Genomic DNA, 26,194 nt, shown 5'->3' on the forward strand with positions numbered 1-26,194 from the left:
TGGTTTGGCGGGACGGATACCCCGCGGTGGTAAAGGAACTCGCGTTTTTCAGTTACGGCCTGGCGGCGCTTGCGTACCTGTTTCTGCTGGTCCTGCTGCTGACCGGCTGGCGGGCGCGTTTCCAAGGCTCGCAGCTGATGGTCTCAGTCGCGGGATCTGCGGTATGGGCCATCGCAGCGGCCACCCAATCGCGATACGGGGTGCCCGATTTCAACCTGGTGCTAGCCGCGGAAGTCGTACGCAATCTGCTGTGGATCTTCTTCCTGCTCTATCTGTTGCGGCCTTTTGCGGAAGGCAACGCCCTGTACACACGGATGCTGGGCCACGTCAGACTCGGTTGCCTGGTCCTCGGTTTGTTGATGCTGTTGACGCTGGTCGAGATTCCGGCGCTCACCGACTGGTTGCGGCCCAGCGCGTTGCGCGGCGAGTTCTCTTTGATGGGGCAGTTGTTGTTCGCCGTGCTGGGCATGGCACTCGTCGAGCAGTTGTTCCGTAACACCCCGATCGAGCAGCGCTGGGGTATCAAGTATTTGTGTTTCGGACTCGGCGTGCTGTTCGTGTTCGACTTCTACCTGTACACCGATGCGTTGTTGTTCCATCAACTCGATGGGGCCATCTGGTCGGCGCGGGGTTTTGTCAATGTAACCGCAATTCCGCTGATTGCCATCACAGCGGCGCGAAATCCGGATTGGAATCTGCCGGTATTCCTCTCGCGTCGCATGGTGCTGCATTCGACCACGTTGTTCAGCGCCGGGCTGTACATGCTGCTGATGGCCCTCGCGGGCTACTACATCAAGCTGTACGGCGGTGAGTGGGGCGGTGTGTTGCAGATCGCGTTTCTGTTCGGCGCGATCACCGTGTTGGTGGCCCTGTTGTTTTCCGGGCAGTTCCGTGCCCGGACAAAGGTTTTCCTCAACAAGCACTTTTTCAGTTACCGGTACGACTACCGCGAAGAGTGGCTGCGGATAATAGGCCTGTTGGCAGGAGTCCGTGGTGATCTGCCGTTGAACGAGCGCGTGATCTGGGCCCTGGCGGAGATTGTCGAAAGTTCCGGCGGGCTGTTGTGGACACGTACCGAAAAAGGCAACTATCGCTTCAGGGCGCGCTTCAATGCCCAGTACGCGGTGGAGCACGTGATCGAGGCAGAAGAACCGATGGCGCCGTTCATGGAGCGACAGCGCTGGGTGATCGATCTCGACGAATACCGATCCGCACCCGACGTGTACGGTGATCTCGGGCTGCCGGAGTGGATTCTGCAGAATCCGGATGCTTGGCTGATCGTGCCGCTGATCCACGACGAACGCCTGCTGGGTTTCGTAATGTTGTTGCAGCCGCGGGCGCCGCAATCCATCAACTGGGAGAATCTCGATCTACTGAAGACGGTCGGTATGCAGGCAGCCAGTTACCTGGCACTCAGCCAGGCGGCCGAGGCGCTCGCCGAGGCACGCCAGTTCGAGGGCTTCAACCGCTTGTCCGCATTCGTGATTCACGATCTGAAAAACCTGATCGCGCAATTGTCGCTCGTCGTCAAGAATGCCGCCCGCCACAAGCACAATCCCGAATTCATCGAAGATGCGGTACATACCATCGAGAACGCGGTTAACAAGATGAACCGGTTGATGGCGCAGTTGAAGAGCGCCGATGTGACCGGGGAGCGCCGGCGTATTGATTTGGTCACGGAGGCGCAACACGTGGTGGCGGCGAAGGCCAGTGGCAAGCCCGTTCCGGTCTTCCGGGCCGATGTGCCATCAGCGCATGTGTTGGCGGAACCTGATCGATTGTCGTCGGTGTTGGGGCATGTCGTGCAGAATGCCCAGGATGCGACGCCACCGGACGGCAAAGTCGAGGTGGTGCTGCGGGTTTCCGGCGACCAAGCTATAGTTGAGGTTCGCGATACCGGATCGGGAATGGATGCAGATTTCATAAAGACGCGCCTGTTCAGGCCGTTTGATTCCACCAAGGGCCTGACCGGCATGGGGATTGGTGCGTACGAGTGCCGCGAGGTCATCTCGGCGTTGGGTGGTCAGGTGGTCGTCGAAAGTGCCCCTGGGCGTGGCACGACATTCCGCATCATGCTGCCGCTGGTCGACCATTCGTCGTCGAGCTGATGCCGCATATCCTGTTGTGAGACTGATTTGAGGACCGATAGACGTTGGCAGAGAGCAAAGATAAGCTGCTGATAGTAGAGGACGACCCGGGTCTGCAAAGCCAGCTCAAGTGGAGCTTTGCAGATTTCGAGGTGGCGGTGGCCGAGGAGCGCGACAGTGCCTTGGCCCACCTGCGCCGGCTGGAGCCGCCCGTTGTGACACTCGACCTCGGGCTTCCGCCGGATCCCGGCGGCGTCACCGAAGGCTTCGGTCTGCTGGAGAAGATCCTGGCCCTGGCCCCCGATACCAAGGTGATCGTGGTGACCGGGCACAACGATCGCACCAACGCAATGCGTGCCATCGCCATGGGCGCGTATGACTTCTACGAGAAGCCGATAGACCCCGACCTGTTGGGGATCACCATCAAGCGTGCCGCGCGGCTGTATCACATCGAGCAGGAGAACCGGCGTCTGCAGACGGCGACCGGCAGTTCGGTTCTCGAAGGCCTGATCGCATCCAGTGCGGAGATGTTGAAGGTCTGCCGGACCGTCGAGAAACTTGCACCTACCGACGTGTCGACGCTGATTCTCGGTGAAAGCGGCACCGGCAAAGAGGTCCTGGTCAAGGCACTGCACAACCTCAGCGACCGCCACGACAAACGATTGGTCGCAATCAATTGCGCCGCTATTCCTGAAGCGCTGCTCGAGAGTGAACTGTTCGGTTACGAGAAAGGTGCATTCACCGGCGCGGCGAAAACGACACAGGGCAAGATCGAGGTCGCGAATGGCGGCATCCTGTTTCTCGACGAGGTCGGCGATCTGCCGCAACCGTTGCAGGCGAAGCTGCTTCGATTTCTCCAGGAGCGCGTGATCGAGCGTATCGGCGGCCGCTCGGAGATTCCGGTCGATGTCCGCGTGATCTGTGCCACCCATCGCGATCTGCCCGAGCTGATTCGCGCCGGCGACTTCCGCGAAGACCTTTACTACCGCATCAACGAGGCGACGATACGCGTTCCACCGCTGCGCGAGCGACCGGGCGACAGTCTGTTGCTGGCACGGGCCTTCCTGGAAAAGTTCGCTGCACAGTTCAAGCGGCCGCTGAAGGGATTCAGTCCGCAGGCGATCGAGGGGATCGAGGCCTACCCATGGCCGGGAAACGTCCGCGAACTGGAGAACCGTGTCAAACGTGCGGTGATCATGGCCGACGGCAATCAGGTCTCGCTCGAAGACCTGGAACTGCCGACACAGGAGGCCGACGAGCCGGCCGAGCCCTTCAACCTGCGTGAGGTTCGTGAGAAAGCGGAATCCCAGGCGATCCTACGGGCCTTGGCGCGCGTCGATGGCAACGTCTCGAAGACCGCTGAGCTGCTGGGGGTGACCCGGCCCACGCTGTACAATCTGATGAAAAAATACGGGATCAGCGATTGAATCGCCGATCGGCCGATCTGGTGCCTCAGCGCAGGCAACACTGCTGTGACGAAGCGTAGTATCGGCGGATGGCGCAAGATCGCGCACCGGCCGGTTTCTGCATGAGTGGGAGGATTGCATGCTGTCACGTGCCCTGTTCTGTTTTGTTGTCGCGGTCGGCCTCGCGGTCACGTGTGGAAGTTCCGTTGCGGCATCCGCCGACGACTATTTCTCCGAGGCGCAAAAGTACGTCGCGGAGGGGTCGGTCAAATCCGCAATTATCGAATTGAAGAATGCGCTGCAGAAAGACCCCACGCATGTGAAGTCGCGTCTGTTGCTCGGTTCGTTGTACCTGCGCAATGGCGACACTGCTGCAGCGGTTAAGGAATACGGGCGGGCGCGCGAACTTGGCGCGGCGGACGACCTCTGGATGAGGGGCTATGCGCGTGCGCTGGTGCTACAGGGAAGCTTCCAGCAACTTCTGGACGAGGTGCGGGTCAAGCCCAGTATGCCGGGCGAACTGCGCGCTCAATTGCTTGCAATGCGCGGCAATGCACAAATCGCGCTGCGCCACATCGATGAGGGAATCGCGGAGTACGATGCGGCGTTGGCACTGGAGCCCGGGAACCCGGTCGCGCGTCTGGGCAAGGCGCAGATCATGTTGGGTGAGGGGCGCGAAGACGAGGCGTTGGCACAATTCAACGAGGTCCTTGCGGAGAACCCTGGCCATGTCGAGACCCGGCTGGCGCGTGGCGATCTGCGACGCCGCATGCATCAACTGGCGGATGCCGCCGCAGACTACCAGCGCGCGGCTGAAGAGGACCCTGTCAATCCGCGGGCGCGCATCGGGCTCGCGCTCGTGCACATCGCGCAACGCGATATAGCGGCTGCCAAACAGGATCTCGAGGCGTTGAACAAGATTGCCCGCGATGTGCCGGCGGTCAATTATCTGCGGGCCCTGGTTTCGTTCCAGGAAGGTGATTACGACCGCGCCTCGGACGAGTTGCAGACCCTGCTGCGGGTCGCACCGAGCAATGTACAGGCGCAGTTGCTGTACGGAATCGTCAGCTATGCACGCAACCAGTTCACGATTGCGGACGACTACCTCACCCGTGTCTATTCAAGTATCCCAGGCAATGTCCAGGTGGCGAAAATACTCGGTGCGACCCGTCTGAAGCTTCGCCAACCGGACCGCGCCGTCCAGGTTCTCGGTGGCGTGGTAGACGCCAACTCGGGTGATGCACAGTTGTTGGCCCTCCTGGGTACCGCATACATCCAGTCGGGCAACAACAGCAAGGGCGCTGAGTACATCGAAAAAGCCGTCGAGATCGACCCGGACCGGGCGTTGCTGCGTACGCAGTTGGCGATCGGGAAGATCGCATCCGGCGATACCTCTGGAGCTATCTCGCAGCTGGAATCCGCGGTCGCGTTGGATCAAGACGTGCTGCAGGCCGACGTCCTGCTGGTGCTCAGCTATCTCAACAAGCACGAATTCGACAAGGCGATCGCAGCGTCCGAGGCTTTGGAGAAGCGGATGGTGGACAGCCCGATCCCCTACAACCTGACTGGGCTTGCATATCTTGCACAGAGTCGGTTCGACGAGGCGCAGGCGAAGTTCGAGCAGGCTTTGGAGAAGGACCCGAATTTCCTGGTCGCGATAATGAACATCGCCCGCAAATCGACGTTGCAGGGGGATGCCGAGGCAGCAGCTCGTGCGTATGAACGCGTGCTGCAGCGTGACCCGAAACACTTGGGTGCGCTGCTTGGGATGGCGGCACTGGCGAAGGCGGGGGGCGATGCTGCGGCTACCGAGCAGTGGTTGCTCAGGGCCAACGAATCCAATCCGAAAGCGTTGCAGCCGATGCTGATTCTCGCCGAGCACTACCTGCGTGCCAACGAAGGGCTGAAAGCGATGACAGCGCTCTCGGGACTGGCTCCAGAGCAGGCGGAGCACCCCGCAGCGTTGCGCCTGAAAGGTATGGCTCAATTGCAAAGTGGCGACTATCCGAGTGCGGTGTTCACTTTTTCGACGCTGACCGAACGGCAACCGGAGTTGCTCGAGGGCTGGTTTCAACTTGCCCGCGCCCAAGTGGCTGGCGGCGATCCGGACGCCGCGCGCGACAGCTTCCGGCGTGCCATCGAACTCGATCCCGAGCACAAGGTACCGCTGGTATGGATAGGCCTCGCGGAACTCGAGTTGCGTGAAAATCGCTACGATCAGGCGCTGGAACAGGCGAAACAGATCAAGACGTACTTTCCGGACAACGTCTACGGTTACGACATTGAGGCGGCCGCCTATCGCGGCAAGGGCGATATCGAGGCATCGCTCGCAGCCACTGAAGCCGGCCTGGCGGTCGAACGTACCTCGCGTCGCGTGCGGATCTTTGCGAATGCCCTGACTGCCGCCGGGAAGGCCGACAAAGGGGTCAAGGTGCTCAACGACTGGCTCGCTGAGCATTCGGATGACGGCAGTGCGTGGGCCAACCTCGGAATGCTGCAGCAGCAGGCAGGTCGTGCCGGTGAGGCGATCGCGGCCTATGAACAGGCGATCTCGAAGGTCGAGGTAAATCCGGTAATCCTCAACAACATGGCGTGGTTGTATCTGGAACGCGATGGCAAGCGTGCACTGGAGTTGGCGACCCGTGCATATGAACTGGCGCCGTCACGTGCCGAGATCGTCGATACCTATGGCTGGATCCTGTTCCAGCAGGGCCGCGCCCCGGAAGGTCTGGCAGCACTCCAGCAGGCGTTTGTGATCGCACCGCGCAATGCCGAGATCGGCCTGCACGTGGCCGAGGCGCTGCATCGGTTGGATCGCGACTCGGAGGCGCGCCCGGTGCTGGAACGCATTGTCCGCGAGAACCCCAATACGCAGCACGCGGAAGCCGCGAACGCCTTACTGCAGCGACTGCGAGGTTGAGCGCGCGCCGACGGCGGCCCGCGCCAGCAGGGCCGTGCCATAGGCCGCCTCTGTGTGCACGGCGCGCAGTACCGGCAGACCGAGCCGACGCGCGCGTATGCGCTGCCACGCCTCGTTGGCGGCACCCCCGCCGCTGGTGAATACGCGACGTGGCGTCGGCGCACCCAATGCGGTCAGGCGCGCGTACCCGGTAGCCTCCACGTCCGCAATGCCCTCCAGCATGGCCTGTAGAAACTCGGCAGGATCCTCGGGACGCGGGGTCAGTCGCGGTTCCAGATGTGGATCGTTTCGCGGAAACCGCTCTCCGGGGGTCGGCAAGGGGTAGTAGCCGAGGTTGAGCACGCGTTCCGTGTCGATCCGCGCACTCAGCTGCTTGATTTGCCGGTCGCTGAAGAACTGGCGCAATACGCGCCCTCCAGTATTGGAGGCACCGCCGATCAGCCAGCTGTCACCGAGTCGGTGGCTGTATACGCCGTAGTCGGCTGCGAAGACCGGGCGTTCGGCGAATATCTTCAGTACCAGGGTGCTGCCGAGCGACGTCACGGCGTCGCCGGGTGCTTCGATGCCGGCCGCCAGCGCCGCCGCGTTGCTGTCGGTGGTGCCGGCCACCACGAGCACATCGGTCGGAAGGCCGAATGCCGCTGCAATGGCAGGCGCGATGGGGCCGACCGGAGAACCCACCGGCAGGACCTCGGGCAGCAGTTCGAGCGGTAGCGGTAACCGGGTCATCCACTCAGGCCAGTGGCGCTCCACCACGTCGTAACCCAGCTTGAGGACGTTGTTTTCGTCGCTGATACCGTGCCGAGCGGCCAGGCGCCCGCTGATCCAGTCCGCTTGATGGACCGCGTGCGCCGCGACATGCGGATGTTTTTCATGCAGGTAGAGCAGCTTGGCGAGGGCCGATCCGGGGCCGCGTGCGGCGCAGTCGGCCGGCGCATGCTGGGCGATGGTCTGCGCCTGCGGCACGGCGCGCCGATCGTCATACATCAGCCCTGGAGAGCAAGGGACGCCGTCGGCGTCACATAGCAACAGCGTCGACGATGTCCCGTCGACGCTCAGTGCCCGCACCCTGCCCGGTTTCTGGGTGAGCAGCTCGCGCAATACGCGCGCGACCGCGGCCCACCAGTCATCCGGCGATTGTTCGCTGGCGCCTGGACGAGGATGCCGCGACGGCGGCAGTACAGTGGCTGCCTGCGCCAGGGTCACACCCCGATCGTCGATCGCCACCCCCCGGCAGCCCGAGGTGCCGAGGTCGATGCCGATGAAGCAGTCAGCCAAGACCGGGCCTACGGCAGGTGCACCGGCGCCGGCGCCGCCCAGCCGTCGGCGCGGTACTCGGCGACCACGTTCGTATAGATCCCGCCGCGCACGTTGAACTCCGCGGTCAGACGCATGAACCGGGGCTGCGTGGCGCCCGTCAGGTCGTCGAGGATGCGGTTGGTGACCGCTTCGTGGAATGCGCCTTCGTCGCGAAACGACCATACGTACAGCTTTAGCGACTTGAGCTCCACGCACAGGCTGTCCGGCACGTATTCGATGTGCAGCGTCGCGAAGTCCGGTTGGCCGGTCTTGGGACACAGGCAGGTGAATTCCGGGACCCGGATGCGGATGGTGTAATCACGCTCGGGGCGCGGGTTGGGGAAGGTTTCCAGGTCACGGCTGGGAAGGGTCGACATCGTGGCTCCGAGAGGCGAATCGCAAATCGCCGAATATTATACGTCAGCGCCGCCGCGTAAAGCCGACAGGGAACTTGAGGTTCGGTTGGAAAAGTCCGCCAAAACAATCTTTTGTGAGGCAGTGTTCAGGCTCGCGCGCGGGTATCCGGGCCGCTTGTGCGGGTGCTCGCGCATCCTGTATCTTTGCCCGCCATGCGTCTGGAAAAGATCAAGCTGGCGGGCTTCAAATCCTTTGTCGACCCGACCACCGTGCATTTCCCCAGTAATCTCGTCGGCATCGTTGGACCCAATGGCTGCGGCAAGTCCAACGTCATCGACGCGGTGCGCTGGGTCATGGGTGAGAGTTCGGCGAAGATGCTGCGCGGCGAATCGATGGCCGATGTCATCTTCAACGGTTCGAGCAGCCGCAAACCGGTCGGCACCGCGAGCATCGAATTGCTGTTCGACAACGCGGACGGCAGCGCGGGAGGCCAGTACGCTCAGTACAGTCAGATCTCGGTAAAGCGTCAGGTGTCGCGCGACGGCCAGTCGCTGTACTACCTGAACGGCGTACGTTGTCGCCGGCGTGACATCACCGACCTGTTTCTCGGCACCGGCCTGGGGCCGCGCAGCTATTCGATCATCGAACAGGGCATGATCTCGCGCATCATCGAGGCGCGCCCCGAGGACCTGCGTGTATACCTCGAGGAAGCGGCGGGGATATCCAAATACAAGGAGCGACGGCGCGAGACCGAAACGCGCATCTCCCACACCCGTGAAAACCTTGAGCGACTCGACGATCTGCGCGAAGAGGTGCAGAAACAGCTGCGGCACCTCGAACGGCAGTCGGCGACCGCACAGAAATACAAGTCGCTGCGCGACGAAGAGCGGCGTGTGCGCGCCGAGTTGCTGGTATTGCGTCTGGACCAGATGTCGGCCGAGGTCGAGCAGCGCGACCGGATGATCGCGGAGCAGGAAAACCGCCTCCAGGCGGCGATCGCCGAGCAACGCAATCTCGAAGCACAGATCGAACAGCAGCGCGCGGCACATGCCGAGGCGAACGACGCTTTCAACGATATCCAGGGGCGCTTCTACGCGGCTGGCGCGGAGATCGCCCGTCTCGAAGACGCGATCCAGTACGCCCGGGACGCACGCCGGCAGCAGGAGGCAGACCTCTCCCAGGCACGCCAGGCGCTGGCCCAGGCGCAGTCTTTGAGCGAACAGGACAACAGCCGACTGGCGCAACTCGCCGACGAACTCGAACGCGACCGGCCGATGCTCGAAGAAGCCCGTGCCGAGGCCGACACCTCGGCGGAGCAGCTGCAGCGGGCCGAAGAGTCGATGCAGGCCTGGCAGGCCGAATGGGATCGATTCAACCAGAGCGCCAACGAACCGGCACAGCAGGCGCAGGTGGAGCGTACGCGGATCAATCACCTCGAGCAGCAGGAGGTGCAGCTCAAACGCCGGCTGACCCGAAACGAGGAGGAACGTCAAAACCTCTCGGATATTGCATTGCAGGCCGAGATCAAAGAACTGCAGCACCGCGAAGCGGAGGGCGAGGCCGGGCTGCGTGCGGTGCGTGAACGTGTCGAAGACCGGGTGCAGGCGATCGCCAGGTTGCGCGAAAGCAACCAGCAGGTCCAGGAGGATCTCGCCGACGCGCGCAGCGAACTGGAGACGCTCAAGGGGCGGCTGGCATCGCTGCAGGCACTGCAGCAGGCCGCGCGCGGCGAAGGCGACGAGGTCATCGCGCGTTGGCTGGATGTCCAGCGCCTCGGCCAGGCGCGGCGCCTGCTCGAAACGATGCAGGTGACGGATCAATGGCAGGCGGCGGTAGAAGTGGTACTCGCCGGGCAACTGCAGGCGGTGATGGTCGACGAGCTGGATGGGCACGGCGCCCAGCTGAACACGCTCGAGCAGGGCGTGCTGACACTGTTCGAATCGAACGGCTATCCAGTGGCTGCGCGCCCAGGGACCCTGGCGGAGCAGGTGCAGGGTCCGGCGCAGTTGACCCATCTGTTGAATGGAATCCACACCGCGCCCGATCTGGCGGAGGCGCTGCGGCGTTGCCGCGACCTTGCACCGGGAGAGTCGCTGGTGACCCCGGACGGCCTGCAGGTGGGTCGCGGTTGGATCAGCCTGCGGCGCGGAAACGACGCGAACGCGGGCGTATTGGGCCGCGAACGCGAGATCCGTGATCTCGTGCAGCACCAGGCGGAACTGGAGCCGCGCGTCCAGCAGCTGGCCGAACAGCTCGCGACCGACCGCCAGACATTGCTCGAGGCCGAGCAGGCGCGTGAGTCGCAGCAACGTGAAATGGAAGCGGCACAGCGTGTGCTTTCCGAGGTCAGGGCGCTGCTCAGTGGCAAACAGGCACGCGCCGAACAGATCCGGCATCGCATCACCGGGCTGGAAGACGACGCCCAGGAGATACGCGAGCACATCGAGCAGGGCCTGGCGGAGATGGAGGAGGCGCGTAGCCGGCTGCATCAGGCCTTGGCGTCCATCGAAGATCTGAGCCGGCAGCGCGAGCAGCTTGTCGGACAGCGCGATGCCCTGCGCGATGCGCTGGACCAGGCGCGCACCGCGGCGAGCGAGGCGCGCAACCGCATGCATGAGATCGCACTGCGTGTCGAATCGATGCGTACCTCGGAGGATTCGTTGCGTTCCGGCATCGACCGGGTGCAGCAGCAGTTGGTGCAATTTGGTCAGCGCTGTTCGGAACTCGAGTCAACGCTCGAATCCGGCAGGGCGCCGATCGGAGAGCAGCAGGCGCGTCTCGAGGAGCAATTGCGACTCCGCGCCGAGATCGAGGCGCAGCTCACCCAGGCGCGCAAACGCCTCGAGGATATCGATCACCAGTTGCGCGAGCATGATCGCGCGCGGCACCAGGTGGAGCAGCGTGTGCAGGATGAACGCAGCCGCCTGGACCAGACGCGGATGTCGCGCCAGGAGATCCAGGTGCGCGGCAGCACACTCGAGGAGCAGCTCGCCGAGACCGGGTTCGAACACGGTGTGTTGCAGGACGAGATGCCAGCCGAGGCGGAAGTCGCTGCCTGGCAGAAGCGCTCCGAGGACCTGGCGACGCGCATCCAACGCCTGGGCCCGATCAATCTCGCGGCGATCGATGAGTTCAAGGAGCAAAGCGAGCGCATGGCCTACCTGGATAGCCAGCACGAAGACGTCAGCAGTTCGCTGGCGACCCTCGAGGAGGCGATCCGCAAGATCGACCGCGAGACGCGGTCACGTTTCAAAGAGACCTTCGATCTGGTCGATGCGGGGTTCAAGGAGCTGTTCCCGAAACTGTTCGGCGGTGGCCAGGCTTACCTGGAGATGACCGGCGAGGACCTGCTGGACACCGGCATTACGGTCATGGCGCGCCCACCGGGCAAGCGCAACAGCAGCATTCATCTTCTGTCTGGTGGCGAGAAGGCGCTCACCGCGGTCGCGCTGGTGTTTGCGATCTTCCGCCTCAATCCGGCACCATTCTGTATGCTGGACGAGGTCGATGCACCGCTCGACGATGCCAATGTCGGACGCTATTCGGCGCTGGTCAAAGAGATGTCCGAGCATGTGCAGTTCATTTTCATCACGCATAACAAGGTGACGATGGAGATCGCCAATCAGCTGACCGGCGTGACCATGCATGAACCGGGCGTCTCGCGCCTGGTTTCTGTGGATGTCGAAGAGGCGGCGGCACTGGCGGCGGTGTAAGACTGGGGCGCGCGACGCGCTGGCAAAAAATAGAGGTCGACTCGGCGGCATGCGGCGATGGATCCGGATCTGGTCAGATTGATATTGGTGGTGCTCGGTGTCCTGTTGGTCGCCGGCATCTATCTGTGGGACCGCTACAAGCGGGCGCTGCCGCATCGGCGTCGGGTGCGACGCCGGGTGGTGGATCATTCGATGGACAGCGTCTCGCTGGACGACGCCGCGGAGGGCAATTCCGATCCGGGTATGTACGACGGATCGGAGAGGGTTCCCGAGATGCGGATCGAGGACGACGATCGTGACCGCCCGTCGGTCGTCGGCCGCGCAGTGCGGCGCAGCGCCTCGGCGTTGGACCCGGAACCCGCGGAGATTGGAGAATGGACGGCGGCGGCCGGCGACGGTGACCGCCAGTTCTCGATGGACCTGCAATTCGACGCGCATGGCGACGCCGACTACCTCAGCACCGACCCGGCATTGCGCGACGAGGTCGAGCGCAAACTGGTCATCATCAACCTGGTGGCCAAATCCGGGGACTTTGCGGGCCCGGACATCGAACGCGCCTGCGCCGACAACCGCCTGGGGCTTGGCGACATGTCGATCTACCACCGCCGCGAGGGCGGGGGTGGCCGGGTCATCTTCAGCATCGCGAGCATGGTCGAACCGGGAACCTTCCCGGTGGATGGCATGGACGATTTCCAGACGCCCGGACTGACGATGTTCACCCAGTTGCCGGGCGTCCGTGACGGCGTCGAGATCTACGACGAGATGCTGGTGACTGCGAACCGTCTGGCCGTCGCATTGCAAGGCGAACTGCAGGACGAGCGACACAACAAGCTGACCCGGCAGATGGAGAAGCACACCCGCGAGTCGATCATCGAGCATCGTCACCGCGTCAAGCTGGCGCGGAGCCGGCATTGAAAGGCAACGCCAGGCTGCGCGCTGAAGCGCAGCGCCTGCGTGAACTCATCGAACATCACAACTACCAGTATTACGTGCTCGACCAGCCCGAGGTGCCGGACAGCGAGTACGACCGGTTGTTTCGCGCGCTGCAGCAACTGGAGGCGGAGCATCCGGACCTGATCACCCCCGATTCGCCAACGCAGCGGGTGGGTGGGGTGCCGCTCGCGGCTTTCGAGGAGGTCGAGCACCGCATACCGATGCTGTCGCTGGAAAACGCCTTGACGGCCGAAGCGATGGCCGAATTCGATCGACGTGTACGCGATCGCCTGAAGCGCGAGGACGACGTGGACTACGTGGCCGAGCCCAAGCTGGACGGCCTCGCAATCAGCGTGCGCTACGAATCGGGCCACCTGGTCCAGGCGGCGACCCGGGGCGACGGTTCGCGTGGTGAGAACGTGACGCAGAACGTGCGTACGATCGACGCGGTGCCGCTGCGCCTGCGCGGCAGGGACTGGCCGGCTGTGCTCGAGGTGCGCGGCGAGATCTTCATGCCGAAGAAGGGATTCGTCGAGCTCAACGACCGACAGAGGGCACTCGGTGAGAAGACCTTCGCGAATCCGCGCAATGCCGCGGCTGGCAGCCTGCGCCAACTCGATTCGAAGGTCACCGCAAGTCGCCCCTTGACGATGTTCTGCTACGGGACCGGCGAGGTCGAAGGGCATCCGATGAGTGCGACGCACAGCGGCAACATGGCGCTGCTGCGCGAATGGGGGCTGCCGGTGTCACCGGAATTGCGGCTTGTGACCGGGGTGCAGGGCTGTGCGGCGTACTACGAAGAGATTGGCAGGCGGCGCGCCTCGCTCCCCTACGAAATCGATGGTGTCGTGTTCAAGGTCGACAGCATCACCGATCAGCAGGCGCTGGGTTTTGTCTCGCGCGCGCCGCGCTGGGCCGTTGCACAAAAGTACCCGGCACAGGAAGAACTCACCGAGGTCGAGGCCGTCGAATTCCAGGTCGGCCGCACCGGGGCGGTGACGCCGGTCGCGCGTCTGAAGCCGGTGTTCGTCGGCGGCGTCACCGTCAGCAACGCGACCTTGCACAACATGGATGAGGTCGAACGCAAGGATGTGCGTGTGGGTGACACCGTATACGTTCGGCGCGCTGGCGATGTGATCCCGGAGGTCGTCCGTGTGCTCCCGGAACGGCGCCCCAAGGGGACGAAGCGGGTGCGGCTTCCGAAGCACTGTCCGGTGTGCGGCTCCGATATCGAGCGGATCGAGGGTGAAGCCGTCGCGCGCTGTTCCGGCGGTCTGTTCTGCGCGGCTCAGCGCAAGGAATCGATAAAGCACTTCGCCTCCCGGCGTGCATTGGATATCGAGGGTCTCGGTGACAAATTGATCGAGCAGTTGGTCGACAACGGCCTGGTCGACGATCCGTCCGACTTGTTCGGGCTGGCGGCCGAAACACTGGCCGGGCTCGAACGCATGGGCGACAAATCCGCGCAGAACCTGGTGGCCGCCCTGGCCAAGTCGCGCGATACCACGCTCGCGCGATTCCTGTACGCGCTGGGAATCCGCGAGGTGGGTGAGGCCACGGCTTTGGCGCTTGCCAGCCATTTCGGTTCCCTGGACGGGATCCGGTCGGCCGACGAAGAGGCGTTGCAGCAGACGCCAGACGTGGGTCCGGTCGTTGCCCGGCACGTCCATACCTTCTTCCGTCAACCGCACAACCTTGAGGTGATCGCACGGTTGAGGGCAGCCGGCGTGCACTGGCCGGAGGCCGAGCCGGGTACCGCCGCAGCGGCGGCGCAGCCGCTGTCGGGTAAGACCTTCGTGTTGACCGGCACGCTGTCCGAGCCGCGCGATGTCGTCAAACAGCGACTGCAGGCGCTCGGCGCGAAGGTGGCCGGCAGCGTTTCGAAGAAAACCGATTTTGTCGTTGCGGGTGAGGATGCCGGGTCCAAGCTCGCCAAGGCACGTGAACTCGGCATCGAGGTGCTCGACGAGCCGGGGCTGCAGGCGATGCTCGGCGAACACAACGTCTGATCGCTGTGACGCATCGGTCGAATCGGAGGTCTTGTCCGGTTTTGTCGGACGCTTAAATGCCCTGTAGCGCAAGGGTGCATGCAAACCGGGCGCACCGCCTTCGCCTTGACGGTCGCTGCGCGCGGGGTGACACTCAGGCGACCGTGCTGATCGTGCGATGCACGTCCTGGCGCTTGGCACGCGGCAAAAACGAACCCAGAAGAATCTGTGGCACACTCGGAGGAGCACAATCATCATGAAATCCACATTCGCCATCGGAATCGGTGCGGTACTCGCCTTTGCCGGTACCGCTTATGCCGGTGCCACCCTCGATGCCGTCAAGGGCAAGGGATTCATTCAATGCGGCGTGAGCACCGGCCTACCTGGGTTCTCGGCAGCCGACGACAAGGGGAAATTCACCGGCATCGACGTCGACATGTGCCGTGCCGTGGCCGCCGCGATCTTTGGTGATGCCGGCAAGGTGAAGTACAGCCCGCTTACCGCAAAGGAGCGCTTCACCGCGCTGCAGTCGGGCGAGATCGATATGCTGCCGCGCAACACCACCTGGACCTACACCCGTGATACCTCGCTGGGATTGAACTTCACTGGCGTCAACTACTACGACGGACAGGGCTTCCTGGTCAGCAAGAACCTTGGGGTGAAGAGTGCGCTGGAGATGGATGGGGCCTCGTTCTGCATCCAGGCGGGGACGACTACCGAGCTCAACCTCGCGGACTATTTCCGCAGCAACAAAATGAGCTACACGCCGATCACATTCGATACCTCCGACCAGACCATCAAGGCATTCGAGGCAGGACGCTGCGATGCGCTGACCTCCGACCAGTCCCAGCTGTACGCGCTGCGCATCAAGCTGCAGAAGCCCGACAGCGCGATGGTGCTGCCTGAGGTGATTTCCAAGGAGCCGCTCGGTCCAGTTGTGCGCCAGGGTGACGACGAGTGGTTCAACATCGTCAAATGGTCGCTGTACGCCATGATCAACGCCGAGGAACTGGGTGTCACTTCGGCCAACGTCGACGAAATGAAGGCGAATTCCACCGATCCCAACGTGCGGCGACTGCTCGGGGTTGAAGGCGTCAAAGGCGAGTGGATGGGCCTGCCCGACGAATGGGGTTACAACATCATCAAGCTGGTCGGCAACTACGGCGAGGCGTTCGACCGCAATGTCGGCAAGGGTAGCCCGCTTGGCATATCGCGGGGCCTGAACGCGCTGTGGAGCAAGGGCGGCATCCAGTACGCACCGCCGATTCGCTGATTGTCGGCCGTTTCGGAAGCGGCACACAGGCGACGAGTGCCTGTGTGCCCCAGATCGCACATGAACCCTGAATCATCTGCGTGCACGGCCCGGTATGGGTCCGCCGAGGTGCACAAAGCGCGGAGCTTCCATGCCGGTTGAGCAGTCCCGTTCGGGTGCGACGCACAAGGTGCCGCTCTGGCGGCAGCCGGTGTTCAGAGCGGTCGTGTTTCAGGTCCTTCTGGTCCTGGGGATCGCGGCGTTCGGTTACTACCTGCTCAGCAACACGCTGTCCAACATGGAGCAGCGTGGCATCACCACCGGCTTCGGTTTTCTCTCCAACGAGGCAGGCTTCGGCATCCTGCAGAGCCTGATCGAGTACGACGAGACACATACCTACGGGCGGACCTTTTTTGTCGGGCTGCTCAACACGCTGCTGGTGGCGGGCCTCGGCATCTTTTTTGCCACCTTGCTGGGTTTCTTCATCGGCGTAGCGCGCCTGTCGCACAATTGGCTGGTCGCACGCCTTGCCACGGCGTATATCGAGATATTCCGCAATATCCCGCTGCTGCTGCAGATCATCTTCTGGTACTTCGCCGTCTTGCGACCGCTGCCGCTGCCCCGCCAGAGTCTCTCGGTCGGCGATGCCGTTTTCCTCAACAACCGGGGATTGTTCCTTCCGCGCCCGGTGGCTGAAGACGGAATCTGGCTGGCGGGCATGGCGTTGATCGGGGCCATCGTACTGATGATGGGCATTGCCTATTGGGCGAAACGGCGTCAGGCAGCCACCGGCCGGCAGTTTCCCACGCTGCTGGTCGGATTCGTCGCGATAACAGGACTGCCTCTGGCGGTCTTCCTGGCGAGTGGTTCGCCATTGCACTGGGATTACCCCGCGCTGAAGGGATTCAACTTCCGTGGCGGTCTGGAGGTGATTCCAGAACTCGCCGCACTGCTGCTCGCACTGAGCATCTATACCGCGGCGTTTATCGCCGAAGCGGTGCGTTCCGGGATCATGGCGGTCAGCCATGGTCAGACGGAGGCCGCCTATGCGCTGGGACTAAGACCACGCGTCACGCTCAAGCTCGTGATCATTCCGCAGGCGATGCGGGTCATCATCCCTCAGCTCACCAGCCAGTATCTCAACCTGACCAAGAACTCGTCGCTCGCGACGGCGATCGGTTATCCGGATCTGGTCAACGTGTTTGCGGGCACAACGCTCAACCAGACCGGACAGGCCGTTGAGGTCATCGCAATGACAATGGCGGTGTATCTTGCGATCAGCCTGCTGATCTCGACGTTCATGAACTGGTACAACAAGCGCAAACAACTGGTCGAGCGGTAGACGAAATGAGTGTTCATACACCCCATCCAGATCTTCCGCCGCCATCCACCAGCGTGGGCCTGATCGGTTGGATGCGCGCCAACCTGTTTTCGTCGTGGTCCAATGCCCTGTTGACGGCCGCGGCGATCTACCTGCTGTACCTGACCATACCCCCGTTGATCGAATGGGCCTTCATCAAAGCGCACTGGATCGGTGATTCGCGTGCGCCCTGCGATGCGGACAAGAGCGGTGCGTGCTGGGTGTTCGTCAACGTCCGGTTCAACCAGTTCATGTACGGGCTTTACCCGCAGAGCGAATACTGGCGGATCAATCTGGCGGGAATCCTTCTCGTGGCGCTGATGGTGCCGTTGTTCATCAAGCGGTTTCCACGCAAGGCATGGCTTGGCCTGTTCATCCTCGTTGGTTATCCGGTGATCGCGTTTTATCTGTTTTCCGGCGGAATATTCGGCCTCAAGCATGTCGAGACCAGCCTGTGGGGCGGGTTGACCTTGACGCTGGTGTTGTCTTCCGTCGGCATGGCGGCATCGTTCCCGCTCGGCATCCTCCTCGCGCTCGGCCGGCGCTCCAATATGCCGATCGTCAAGTCGCTGAGTATCATTTTCATCGAGTTCTGGCGCGGGGTGCCGTTGATCACGGTGCTGTTCATGTCGTCTGTGATGTTGCCGCTGTTCCTGCCCGAAGGAACGCATTTCGACAAACTGCTGAGGGCGATGATCGGCATCGCGTTGTTCCAGTCGGCCTACATGGCAGAGGTCGTGCGCAGCGGTTTGCAGGCTATTCCGAAAGGTCAGTACGAGGCGGCACAGGCACTGGGTCTGCGTTACTGGCAGAGCATGGGCCTGATCATCCTGCCGCAGGCGCTGAAACTGGTGATCCCCGGCATAGTCAACACCTTCATCGCGCTGTTCAAAGACACCACGCTGGTGCTGATCATCGGGCTGCTGGACATGCTGGCCATGATCCAGTCCGCATTGGCCGACCCGAATTGGCTCGGGTTTGCGCTCGAAGGGCTGACGTTCGCCGCTGTGGTGTATTGGGTCTTCTGCTTCGGGATGTCGCGTTACAGTCTCGCCCTGGAACGCAAACTGCACACGGGTCACAAAAGATGAACGATAGTCCAACGACCACGAAGGAAACCTCTTCGGAGCCTCCTGCAATGTCCGATCAGGTGATGATCGAGATGCGCCAGGTTCACAAGTGGTACGGGCAGTTTCACGTGCTGAAGGACATCAACCTGTTGGTCCAGAAGGGTGAACGGATCGTCATCTGCGGTCCGTCCGGCTCAGGCAAATCGACCATGATCCGCTGCATCAACCGCCTCGAGGAGCACCAGCGTGGGCAGATCATTGTCGACGGAACCGAGCTGACCGATGACATAAAGCACATAGACCAGATCCGCCGTGAAGTCGGGATGGTGTTTCAGCACTTCAACCTGTTTCCTCACCTGACGGTGCTTGAGAACTGCTGTCTGGCACCGATCTGGGTGCGCAAGATGCCGCGGCGGGAGGCCGAAGAGACTGCGATGCAGTACCTCGAGAAGGTCAGGATCCCAGAGCAGGCCAAGAAGTATCCCGGTCAGCTTTCCGGTGGCCAACAACAGCGCGTGGCCATCGCTCGCAGCCTGTGCATGCATCCCAGTATCATGTTGTTCGACGAACCCACCTCCGCGCTGGATCCCGAGATGATCAAGGAGGTGCTCGATACCATGATCGAACTCGCCGAAAGCGGAATGACGATGCTGTGCGTCACGCACGAGATGGGGTTCGCCAGGACCGTCGCGAATCGCGTGATTTTCATGGATGGCGGCGAGATCATCGAGCAGAACGAGCCGGGCGAGTTCTTCGCCAATCCGCAGTCCGAACGGACCAAGCTGTTTCTGAGCCAGATTCTCGAGCACTGAGGCCGGCCTTCTCAATCCTGTCGGCGGGCGACGGGAGAAGACCGGCGCCCGCTCGACTCGCACCAGCGGCCCCGACGCGTTCTCAAGATCGGGCGTCCTCGGCCGAAGCATCGTGCATATCGGCAACCAGCCCGGGTCTCGCCGTAATCACTCCCCGGAGGACGTCGTGTACCTGCCTTTTGATTCCTGCGACAAGGTCGCATCAGCGCTGTTGGCGGCGTCCGCGCCGCATGCGGCACCGCTGTGGGCGCTGTGTGTGGCCGACGCTCACGGCGATCAGGTGCCCGCACTGATCGACCACTGCCGGGCACAGGGGCTGCGCATCTGTGGTGCCATCTTCCCCGGACTGATCGTTGGCGAAAAGGTTGAAAAGCGGGGTCTGGTAGCGATTCCCCTACCGGGTGACAGCAGCGTCCATCTGGCCGATCTGCAACGGGATGGCGTCCAATGGCGCGACGAGCCGGCGGTTCTGCCGGAGGGGCCCGCCGCGAGTTCGCTGTTGTTCATCGACTGCCTGGCGCCGAATATCACGGCGTTGCTCGAAGATCTCTACAACCGCTACGGGCGACGACTGACGCACTACGGTGCGGGCACCGGGTACCACGACCTCCGCCCAGCGCCGTCGGTATTCACGGAACAGGGCTGTTTCAGCAACGTGGCCCTGGCGGTCATCTCGACGCAGCGCATGACGGTGCGGGTACGCCACGGATGGACACGGGTCGCCGGACCGTTCGTTGCGTCGCGCACCGAGGGTAACGTCATCAAAGAGTTGAACTGGGAGCCGGCCGCCACGCTGTATCGGTCCGAGGTCGTCGCGCTCGATCCCGCGTTCGCCGAGCGGCCGATGTTCCCCGACCTCATGTCCGTGTTCCCGCTGTGCATTGCCAAAGAGGGCGGCGAAGACGTGATGCGGGACCCGATCGGTCAGGGTGACGGTGACGACATCGTCGTTTTGACCGACGTGACCGAGAACTCCGTGATGTACCTGGCGCGCGGTGATCGCGAGACCTTGATTGCCGCTGCGGTCCAGGGAGTGGACGACTGCGGCGCTCCGGGCGACGTCGAGCGGTGTTTCATTTCGGACTGCTATTCGCGCGTGTTGATGATGGGTGACGCATTCGAAGACGAGCTCAGGGCGGTATCCCGGCAGTTGCGAGGTTTTACCGATGTCACGCCGGAAGGGGTCCTGGCGCTGGGTGAGGTAGCCAATCACGGTGACCAGTACCTGGAGCTTTTCAACAAGACCTTCGTGGTCGCGTTGACCCACCGCTGAGACGATGGTCGATTCGTCTTCAAGCGTCCGTGAAGACCTGCTGCTGCTTTACGAGCTTTCGCTGAGCATCGGCCAATCGCTTGATCCCTACGCGACGTGTAAGGGCTTCCTGCGTTCATTGATGGCCAGGCGCAACCTGACCGGCGCGTCCGTGTGGTGGAGGGCGGGCGCATTCGACGACGATGGCGGCGATGGAATGACGCTGTTGGAGAGTATCCCACGCGGCGAGACGTGTCGTGACGCCTTGCCCGAAGAACATCCTCTTTGTCGGCTCGCCCGGGAGGGAAGGGCGCGAGCCTTTGCGACCGGGGATCCCGAGTTCTCCGTCTACGACATCAATATTGCACCACCGGCAGGCAGCTGGGCTTTATACCCTATGGCAGAATGCGGCCTGCTGCTCATGAGCTCGGCTGCGGATGACTTGTTCACACCGCGCATGCTGGGACAGCTCCGCGCGGTCGTCGGCAAACTGGCGACCGCGATACAGGGCGGCATCGCTCATCAGAGGCTGCAACGTTCCGAGGCGGCGCTGCGCGACAGTGCCCGCGAACTCGACGAGTCTCGCAATCTGTTGCAGACCATCATCGACGCGGTGCCGATCCGGGTGTTCTGGAAAGACCTGGAGTCACGCTATCTCGGGTGCAATCCGGCGTTTGCACGCGATGCAGGCATGCAGCGACCCGAAGACCTGATCGGCAAGGACGATTTCCACATGGGATGGGCGGAACAGGCCGAGCTGTACCGCGCCGATGACGCCAAGGTGATCCACTCGGGTCTCGAGATGATCGCCTACGAGGAACCGCAATCCACGCCGGACGGGCGAACCATCTGGCTCAGCACCTCGAAGGTACCGCTGCGCAAGCGCGATGGCAGCATTTTCGGGCTGCTGGGCATCTATGAGGACATCACGGATCGCAAGACCGCCGAGTTTGCGCTGCGTGCCAGCGAGCAGAAACTGCTGACCATCCTCGACAGTGTCGATGCGTTCATCTACCTGAAGGACAACGACGGGCGCTACCTGTTCGCGAACCGCCGTCTGCGCGAATACTGGCAGGTGGAGATGGACGAGGTCGTCGGGTTCAGCGATGAGAAGTTCCTCGGTACCGCGGGTATCGAGCGCGTGCAAGAAGACGACAGGCGCGTACTGCTGTACGGCGAGACCATCCGTGTCGAAGAATCGTTGACGAATCGCCTTACGGGTGACGCAAGGGTATATCTGACCACAAAGCTGGCGCTGCGCCGCGAGAACGGCGAGATCTATGGATTGTGTGGAATTTCAACCGACATCACGCAGCGCAAACAGGCGGAAATCGCGCTCGCCGAGAGCGAACAGCGACTGCGCACACTGGTGGAAGCGGTGCCGGATGCCATCCAGTTCAAAGACGGCGAAGGGCGTTGGTTGATCGCCAACTCGGTGTTCCTGCGACTGCTGGGTCTGCTGGGCGAGGAATGGCGCGGGTTCAACGACAACGATCTGGCCGTACGGCACCCGCGTATCGCGGGCATGCTTCAAAGACTGCAGGGCAGTGACGAACGGGCATGGGAGTCGTCTGACCCGATTCGTGCCGAAGAGTGGTTGGAACTGGAGGCGGGCGAACCGGTTTGTTTCGACCTGGTCAAGGTGCCTCTGTTCGATCCCCGGGGAGGGCGCCAGGCGATGGTCATCGTCGGGCGTGACATCACCGAGGCGAAGAGTAACGCCGCCGAACTGGAGCGGCACCGTCGCGATCTACAGGGCCTGGTCGATCAGAAAACGCGCGAGCTGCTGGAGACCGAGGCACGGGCGAGCCACATTCTGCAGTCCAGCGCCGACGGTCTGTTCGGTGTCGATCGGCAGGGGCTGGTCACTTTCGTCAACCCGGCCGCCTGTCGCATGCTCGGCTTTCGTACCGAGGAACTGGTGGGTAAAAATGCCCACGCGGTGTTCCACTACCACTGGCCGGATGGCAGGACCTATCCGGAACACGAATGCCCCATCGAGCAGGCGATGCTCAGCAACGAGGTACGGCGTACCGACGATGAGGTCTTCTGGTGCGCCGACGGCAATGCGTTACCGGTCATGTATTCGGTGCACCCCATGCAGCGCGATCAGAAGGTCATTGGGGCCGTGGTCAGCTTCGTCGACGTAAGCGTGCAACGCGCTGCCGCCCAGGCCCGCGAGCATGCCCTCGTGGCAGCGGAAAATCTGGCAAGGATGCGTAGCGAGTTCCTGGCCAACATGAGCCATGAGATTCGCACCCCGCTGCACGGAATGCTGGGGTTCGCGCAGATCGGATTGCGGCGTGCCGCCGACCCGGAACGGGTGCGAGGCGCGTTCGACAGGATCCTTGGCTCGGGAAGGATGTTGATCCGGGTGATCGACGAGATCCTCGATTTTTCCAAGATCGAGGCGGGAAAACTGCGAATCGACGCGGTCGACATGTCGCTCTATCAGATGGTCGATGACGCGGTGGAACTGGTCGAGCAGCATGCGCGCAACAAGGGAGTCGCGTTGATCATGGATGTCGCGAGGCTGCCGGAGCGCTGCGTAAGCGATCCGCTTCGGCTCGGGCAGGTCCTGCTCAACCTGCTGTCGAATGCCGTGAAGTTCACCGAACAGGGAGAGGTCTCGCTGATTGCGTTGCAGCGTGACGACCGATTGGTGTTCACCGTGAACGATACGGGAATCGGTATGCAGCCGGGACAGTTGGACCAGATCTTCGATCCCTTTGTCCAAGCGGATGGCTCGACGACGCGAAGGTTTGGAGGCACCGGTCTCGGCCTCGCGATCACGCGGCGTATTCTGGAACTGATGGGTGGCGGGATCACGGCCAGCAGCCGCCTCGGGAAGGGGAGCCGGTTTGAATTCTGGGTTCCGTTCCGCGCGGCGCCGGATAGGGTGTCGCGCGACGATCCGCCGGCGCCGACGCCTTCGGTCGATGAACAACCACTCAAGGGCGTGTCGGTGTTGATCGTCGAAGATGTCGAGGTCAACCAGCTTATCCTGGAAGACCTGCTCACTCTGGCCGGTGCACGCGTGGCCATCGCCGCAGACGGAGCGGCCGCGGTGGAGAGCGTGAGCGCCGGTGGGGAATCCGCCTACGACGTCGTTTTGATGGATATCCAGATGCCGGTCATGAACGGTTACGAGGCGGCACGCCGGATCTCGCAACAGCTACCCGGGCTGCCTATCATCGGGCAGACAGCGCACGCGTTCCCCGAAGAACGCAGGCAATGTCTGGCGGCAGGCATGGTCGACCACGTATCGAAGCCGATCGACGAACAAGCGCTCCTGTCGACGATTCTGCGCCACCTCGGGCGTTGATGTTCACCGGCCGTGCCGACATCGGCAGACCTGTCTACCGCACACTGCCAGGCCGGTGGCACTCAGGCGTCTTCAGCGATATCGGTCTGACCGGGTGGGTTGAACCCCTCCGGAACCTTGCCGGCGAGAATGTAGGCGAAAGCGATCACCTCTGCGATCGCGCGGTACAGATTCTCCGGAATCTCCTCGCCGAGCGGGATCTGCGACAACACCATCGCCAGCTCGGCGTCCGGGTAGAGCGGTACCCCGGCCTGCTGTGCGGTACGTATGATCTCCTCGGCCAGCAGTTCGCGCCCCTTGGCGACGACCCTCGGAGCGTTGTCGCCGTCATAGCGCAGTGCAATCGCGATGTCCGGCGAGCCGCCGACGACCGGTTTTTCGCGAGGCGCGTCAGGCACGTTCGTCCACCAGGGAATCCGGCAATGGAATATCCAGCAGCGGTTTGGCCGGTGCGCCGAGCACGCCCGCCAGCCGAACTACGTCCAGACCCTGGCCGGCCAACGCGTCGTGCAACTTCGGCAGGCTCGACTCGAGTCGTTGGTGGGTGGCTTCGCGCTCACACCAAAAGGTCGCTGCGACACGTTCGCCCGACAGGGCGACACGACACTGCACGCCGCCGATGGTGTCAAACTCGAAAGCCAGATTGACCGCCCACTCGGGCGTGCCGCCGTTCTCGGCGGCTGCCGGGTCGCGTTCGATGCGCATCTTCAGGTCGTCGCTGCGGTCGTGCAGATGGATCGGCAGTTCGATCTGCCACGCCTGCCGCTGGCCGTCGTCGCTGGGCAGCGCGACGCTCTGGTGCAGCTGAACTCTCGATGCGCTGCCCTCGACCAACCGGATCAGCCGACTGATCAGCGAGTCGTCGGTCGGAGCACGTGGTTGGGCACCGCTGGCCGCGGCCTCCGGCGGTGTCGGGGGCGACGGTGCGGGGCGACCCGCCAGGGGCGGTGACGGCTGGGCCGGTTCCGGGCTGCTTGCAAGCTGTGCGCGTAGCAACCCGGCCATCTGCAGAAGTTGGGTCTTGAGATCTGTGGTCTGCGGCGTGCGTCCCGAGACGAGGTGGGGTTCGTGAAATATCCCACTGCTGGCGACGGCGTGCCGCAACGTCTCCGGCGTGAGCCGGTCGAGCCGGACCCCGGATTCCCGCAGCAAGGTGACAAACCGCATGACGGCATCTGTCTGCGCCGGGGTGCGCGCCTGCGCCTGCAACGTCGTCACCGTGTGGCGGACCTCGGCTGGAGGGATCTGCCTGGCCATTGCCGAGCGCGCGACCTGTTGTTGGGTCTCCAGCGGCGTTGGAGCACGCAGTACGCGGAGTTCGGGCAGCGGCGGCCCCTTGGTCACCTCGAGACGCAACGTCGTTCCGGGTTCTGCGGTCACCTGGCTGCGTGCCAGTACCTCGGTTCCACCCAGTGCCAGTTTCAGCAGTCCCGGCTGCGGTTGTGCGAGTATCTTCGCCGGCAGCACCTGGCCGACCTGAAGCTGCTTCAGCAGACTGGGTCGGTCGCGCACCGCCGCGTCTATGAGCGGTTGCAGAATGTTGGTGATCTTGACCATCGACGCCGCGCCTGTCCTTCGTGCGCAAGTTATCGGCCATGCTGCCGATAAATCGAGCGGGAATTCAGTTCGGGATTGCAGTCACGGTGGCCGGGAGCAAGGGCAGCGGGTTGGATTGGTTCGTCAGACGCGGTTCGCTGGTGCGCGGTCCCTACAGCAGTGCGCGTGTGCGTCACCTGGTGCTCGAGGGCAGTCTCGAACTGGCTGACGAGGTGAGCCCCGACAGAACCGACTGGCAGCCCCTCGGCAGGGTTCCCGAGGTCGTGCCGTTGCAGATGCGTGCCGATGATGTCGATCTCGCGGCGCAACAAAGTGCCGCCCGCGCCAGCGAACGGCGCAGGGCCATTCGCTCTGCGATCGTCGTAGTCGTGCTCGTCAGCGCCTTGACCGCGGGCGTCATGCTGATCGGCGAGCCACCGCCAAGGGTCGAGCCCGATTGTGCGGCGGCACCTGCGGCGGGTGTGACCCTCGAAGGGTGTCATCTGTCGGGAGCACGGTTCACCGGGGTGGATCTATCCGGTGCCCGTCTCGCCAATGCGGTGCTGACCGGGGCACACCTGGATCAGGCCAACCTCGAGCACGCCGATCTGCGTTATGCGGACTTGAGCGCTGCGGATCTGTCGTACGGTCGATTGCATACCGCGACACTCAAGGGCGCCAATCTGCGTCTCGCCGACCTGACCAATGCCGATCTGTCGTCGGCCGACCTGAGTTTCGCCGACCTGAGCGGTGCGCGCCTGGGCGGGGCAAGGATCGACCGTGCCGATTTCAACGGTGCGATCTGGACGGATGGCCGTCGCTGCGAATCCGATGCCTGTCCGCCTTGACCACAGGGCTTGAGTCGCTACTGCAACGCGGCTAGA

General features: G+C 62.9%; 17 protein-coding genes. 13 read left to right on the forward strand and 4 right to left on the reverse strand.

Annotated features, from left to right (window positions below):
- Positions 1-26: 26 nt before the first annotated feature.
- From prsK to prsT, 3 genes are all read left to right on the forward strand, one after another.
- A complete protein-coding gene (prsK, locus tag H6955_12205) occupies positions 27-2,108 on the forward strand; it encodes a PEP-CTERM system histidine kinase PrsK (protein ID MCP5314320.1) in 2,082 nt (693 codons plus the stop codon).
- Positions 2,109-2,152: 44 nt separating this feature from the next.
- The gene (gene prsR / locus H6955_12210) at positions 2,153-3,514 is read left to right on the forward strand and encodes a PEP-CTERM-box response regulator transcription factor (protein ID MCP5314321.1); all 1,362 of its coding nucleotides are present in this window, start codon (positions 2,153-2,155) and stop codon (positions 3,512-3,514) included.
- A 118-nt stretch (positions 3,515-3,632) separates the two neighbouring features.
- Positions 3,633-6,413: a PEP-CTERM system TPR-repeat protein PrsT gene (gene prsT / locus H6955_12215; GenBank protein ID MCP5314322.1), complete on the forward strand. Its 2,781-nt coding sequence runs from the start codon at positions 3,633-3,635 to the stop codon at positions 6,411-6,413.
- Here prsT and H6955_12220 read toward each other — a convergent pair.
- Positions 6,390-7,691 carry an FGGY-family carbohydrate kinase gene (locus tag H6955_12220; GenBank protein MCP5314323.1) on the reverse strand — a complete coding sequence of 434 codons (1,302 nt, stop codon included), beginning with the start codon at positions 7,689-7,691 and terminating at the stop codon, positions 6,390-6,392. The two genes, prsT and H6955_12220, sit on opposite strands and share 24 nt — an antisense overlap.
- A gap of 8 nt (positions 7,692-7,699) precedes the next feature.
- Positions 7,700-8,089 (reverse strand): NADPH-dependent 7-cyano-7-deazaguanine reductase QueF, encoded by a 390-nt coding sequence (gene queF / locus H6955_12225; GenBank protein ID MCP5314324.1) that lies wholly within the window; start codon positions 8,087-8,089, stop codon positions 7,700-7,702.
- Between the two features lie 192 nt (positions 8,090-8,281).
- On the opposite strand from queF, the gene smc reads away from it, so the two are divergent.
- The 9 genes from smc (at position 8,282) to H6955_12270 (ending at position 23,774) form a co-directional block, all read left to right on the forward strand.
- Positions 8,282-11,782 carry a chromosome segregation protein SMC gene (smc, locus tag H6955_12230; protein MCP5314325.1) on the forward strand — a complete coding sequence of 1,167 codons (3,501 nt, stop codon included), beginning with the start codon at positions 8,282-8,284 and terminating at the stop codon, positions 11,780-11,782.
- A gap of 57 nt (positions 11,783-11,839) precedes the next feature.
- Positions 11,840-12,697: a cell division protein ZipA gene (gene zipA, locus H6955_12235; protein ID MCP5314326.1), complete on the forward strand. Its 858-nt coding sequence runs from the start codon at positions 11,840-11,842 to the stop codon at positions 12,695-12,697.
- Positions 12,694-14,724 carry an NAD-dependent DNA ligase LigA gene (ligA, locus tag H6955_12240; protein MCP5314327.1) on the forward strand — a complete coding sequence of 677 codons (2,031 nt, stop codon included), beginning with the start codon at positions 12,694-12,696 and terminating at the stop codon, positions 14,722-14,724. Before zipA ends, ligA begins: the two co-directional genes overlap by 4 nt.
- Before the next feature lie 235 nt (positions 14,725-14,959).
- Positions 14,960-15,976, forward strand: coding sequence for an amino acid ABC transporter substrate-binding protein (locus H6955_12245; protein MCP5314328.1), 1,017 nt, complete (start codon positions 14,960-14,962; stop codon positions 15,974-15,976).
- 130 nt (positions 15,977-16,106) lie between these two features.
- A complete protein-coding gene (locus H6955_12250) occupies positions 16,107-17,297 on the forward strand; it encodes an amino acid ABC transporter permease (protein MCP5314329.1) in 1,191 nt (396 codons plus the stop codon).
- Between the two features lie 5 nt (positions 17,298-17,302).
- Positions 17,303-18,406, forward strand: a complete 1,104-nt coding sequence (locus H6955_12255) for an amino acid ABC transporter permease (protein ID MCP5314330.1) — start codon at positions 17,303-17,305, stop codon at positions 18,404-18,406.
- Positions 18,403-19,197, forward strand: a complete 795-nt coding sequence (locus tag H6955_12260; GenBank protein ID MCP5314331.1) for an amino acid ABC transporter ATP-binding protein — start codon at positions 18,403-18,405, stop codon at positions 19,195-19,197. The genes H6955_12255 and H6955_12260 overlap by 4 nt, the downstream gene beginning before the upstream one ends.
- 166 nt (positions 19,198-19,363) lie before the next feature.
- Complete coding sequence (locus tag H6955_12265) at positions 19,364-20,470, forward strand: FIST C-terminal domain-containing protein (protein MCP5314332.1); 1,107 nt, start codon at positions 19,364-19,366, stop codon at positions 20,468-20,470.
- A gap of 4 nt (positions 20,471-20,474) precedes the next feature.
- The gene (locus tag H6955_12270) at positions 20,475-23,774 is read left to right on the forward strand and encodes a PAS domain-containing protein (protein ID MCP5314333.1); all 3,300 of its coding nucleotides are present in this window, start codon (positions 20,475-20,477) and stop codon (positions 23,772-23,774) included.
- A gap of 62 nt (positions 23,775-23,836) precedes the next feature.
- Here H6955_12270 and H6955_12275 read toward each other — a convergent pair whose 3' ends face one another.
- A complete protein-coding gene (locus H6955_12275; protein MCP5314334.1) occupies positions 23,837-24,172 on the reverse strand; it encodes an EscU/YscU/HrcU family type III secretion system export apparatus switch protein in 336 nt (111 codons plus the stop codon).
- Entirely contained in the window at positions 24,165-25,331 is a 1,167-nt protein-coding gene (locus H6955_12280; protein MCP5314335.1) for a flagellar hook-length control protein FliK, read from the reverse strand. Before H6955_12280 ends, H6955_12275 begins: the two co-directional genes overlap by 8 nt.
- An 86-nt stretch (positions 25,332-25,417) precedes the next feature.
- Between H6955_12280 and H6955_12285 the strand changes: the two genes are divergently transcribed.
- Positions 25,418-26,158, forward strand: coding sequence for a pentapeptide repeat-containing protein (locus H6955_12285; protein ID MCP5314336.1), 741 nt, complete (start codon positions 25,418-25,420; stop codon positions 26,156-26,158).
- Positions 26,159-26,194: the final 36 nt, after the last annotated feature.

Source organism: Chromatiaceae bacterium, from assembly GCA_024235395.1.
In the GTDB taxonomy this organism is placed as follows: Bacteria; Pseudomonadota; Gammaproteobacteria; order Chromatiales; family Chromatiaceae; genus Thiosocius.

Excerpts from the sequence above, each read along its gene's own strand:
- H6955_12255 (MCP5314330.1), top strand. The coding sequence starts at position 17,303 with ATGAGTGTTCATACACCCCATCCAGATCTTCCGCCGCCATCCACCAGC.
- H6955_12260 (MCP5314331.1), top strand. The coding sequence starts at position 18,403 with ATGAACGATAGTCCAACGACCACGAAGGAAACCTCTTCGGAGCCTCCT.
- prsT (MCP5314322.1), top strand. The coding sequence starts at position 3,633 with ATGCTGTCACGTGCCCTGTTCTGTTTTGTTGTCGCGGTCGGCCTCGCG.
- smc (MCP5314325.1), top strand. The coding sequence starts at position 8,282 with ATGCGTCTGGAAAAGATCAAGCTGGCGGGCTTCAAATCCTTTGTCGAC.
- H6955_12280 (MCP5314335.1), bottom strand. The coding sequence starts at position 25,331 with ATGGTCAAGATCACCAACATTCTGCAACCGCTCATAGACGCGGCGGTG.
- H6955_12270 (MCP5314333.1), top strand. The coding sequence starts at position 20,475 with ATGGTCGATTCGTCTTCAAGCGTCCGTGAAGACCTGCTGCTGCTTTAC.
- queF (MCP5314324.1), bottom strand. The coding sequence starts at position 8,089 with ATGTCGACCCTTCCCAGCCGTGACCTGGAAACCTTCCCCAACCCGCGC.
- H6955_12250 (MCP5314329.1), top strand. The coding sequence starts at position 16,107 with ATGCCGGTTGAGCAGTCCCGTTCGGGTGCGACGCACAAGGTGCCGCTC.
- zipA (MCP5314326.1), top strand. The coding sequence starts at position 11,840 with ATGGATCCGGATCTGGTCAGATTGATATTGGTGGTGCTCGGTGTCCTG.
- H6955_12245 (MCP5314328.1), top strand. The coding sequence starts at position 14,960 with ATGAAATCCACATTCGCCATCGGAATCGGTGCGGTACTCGCCTTTGCC.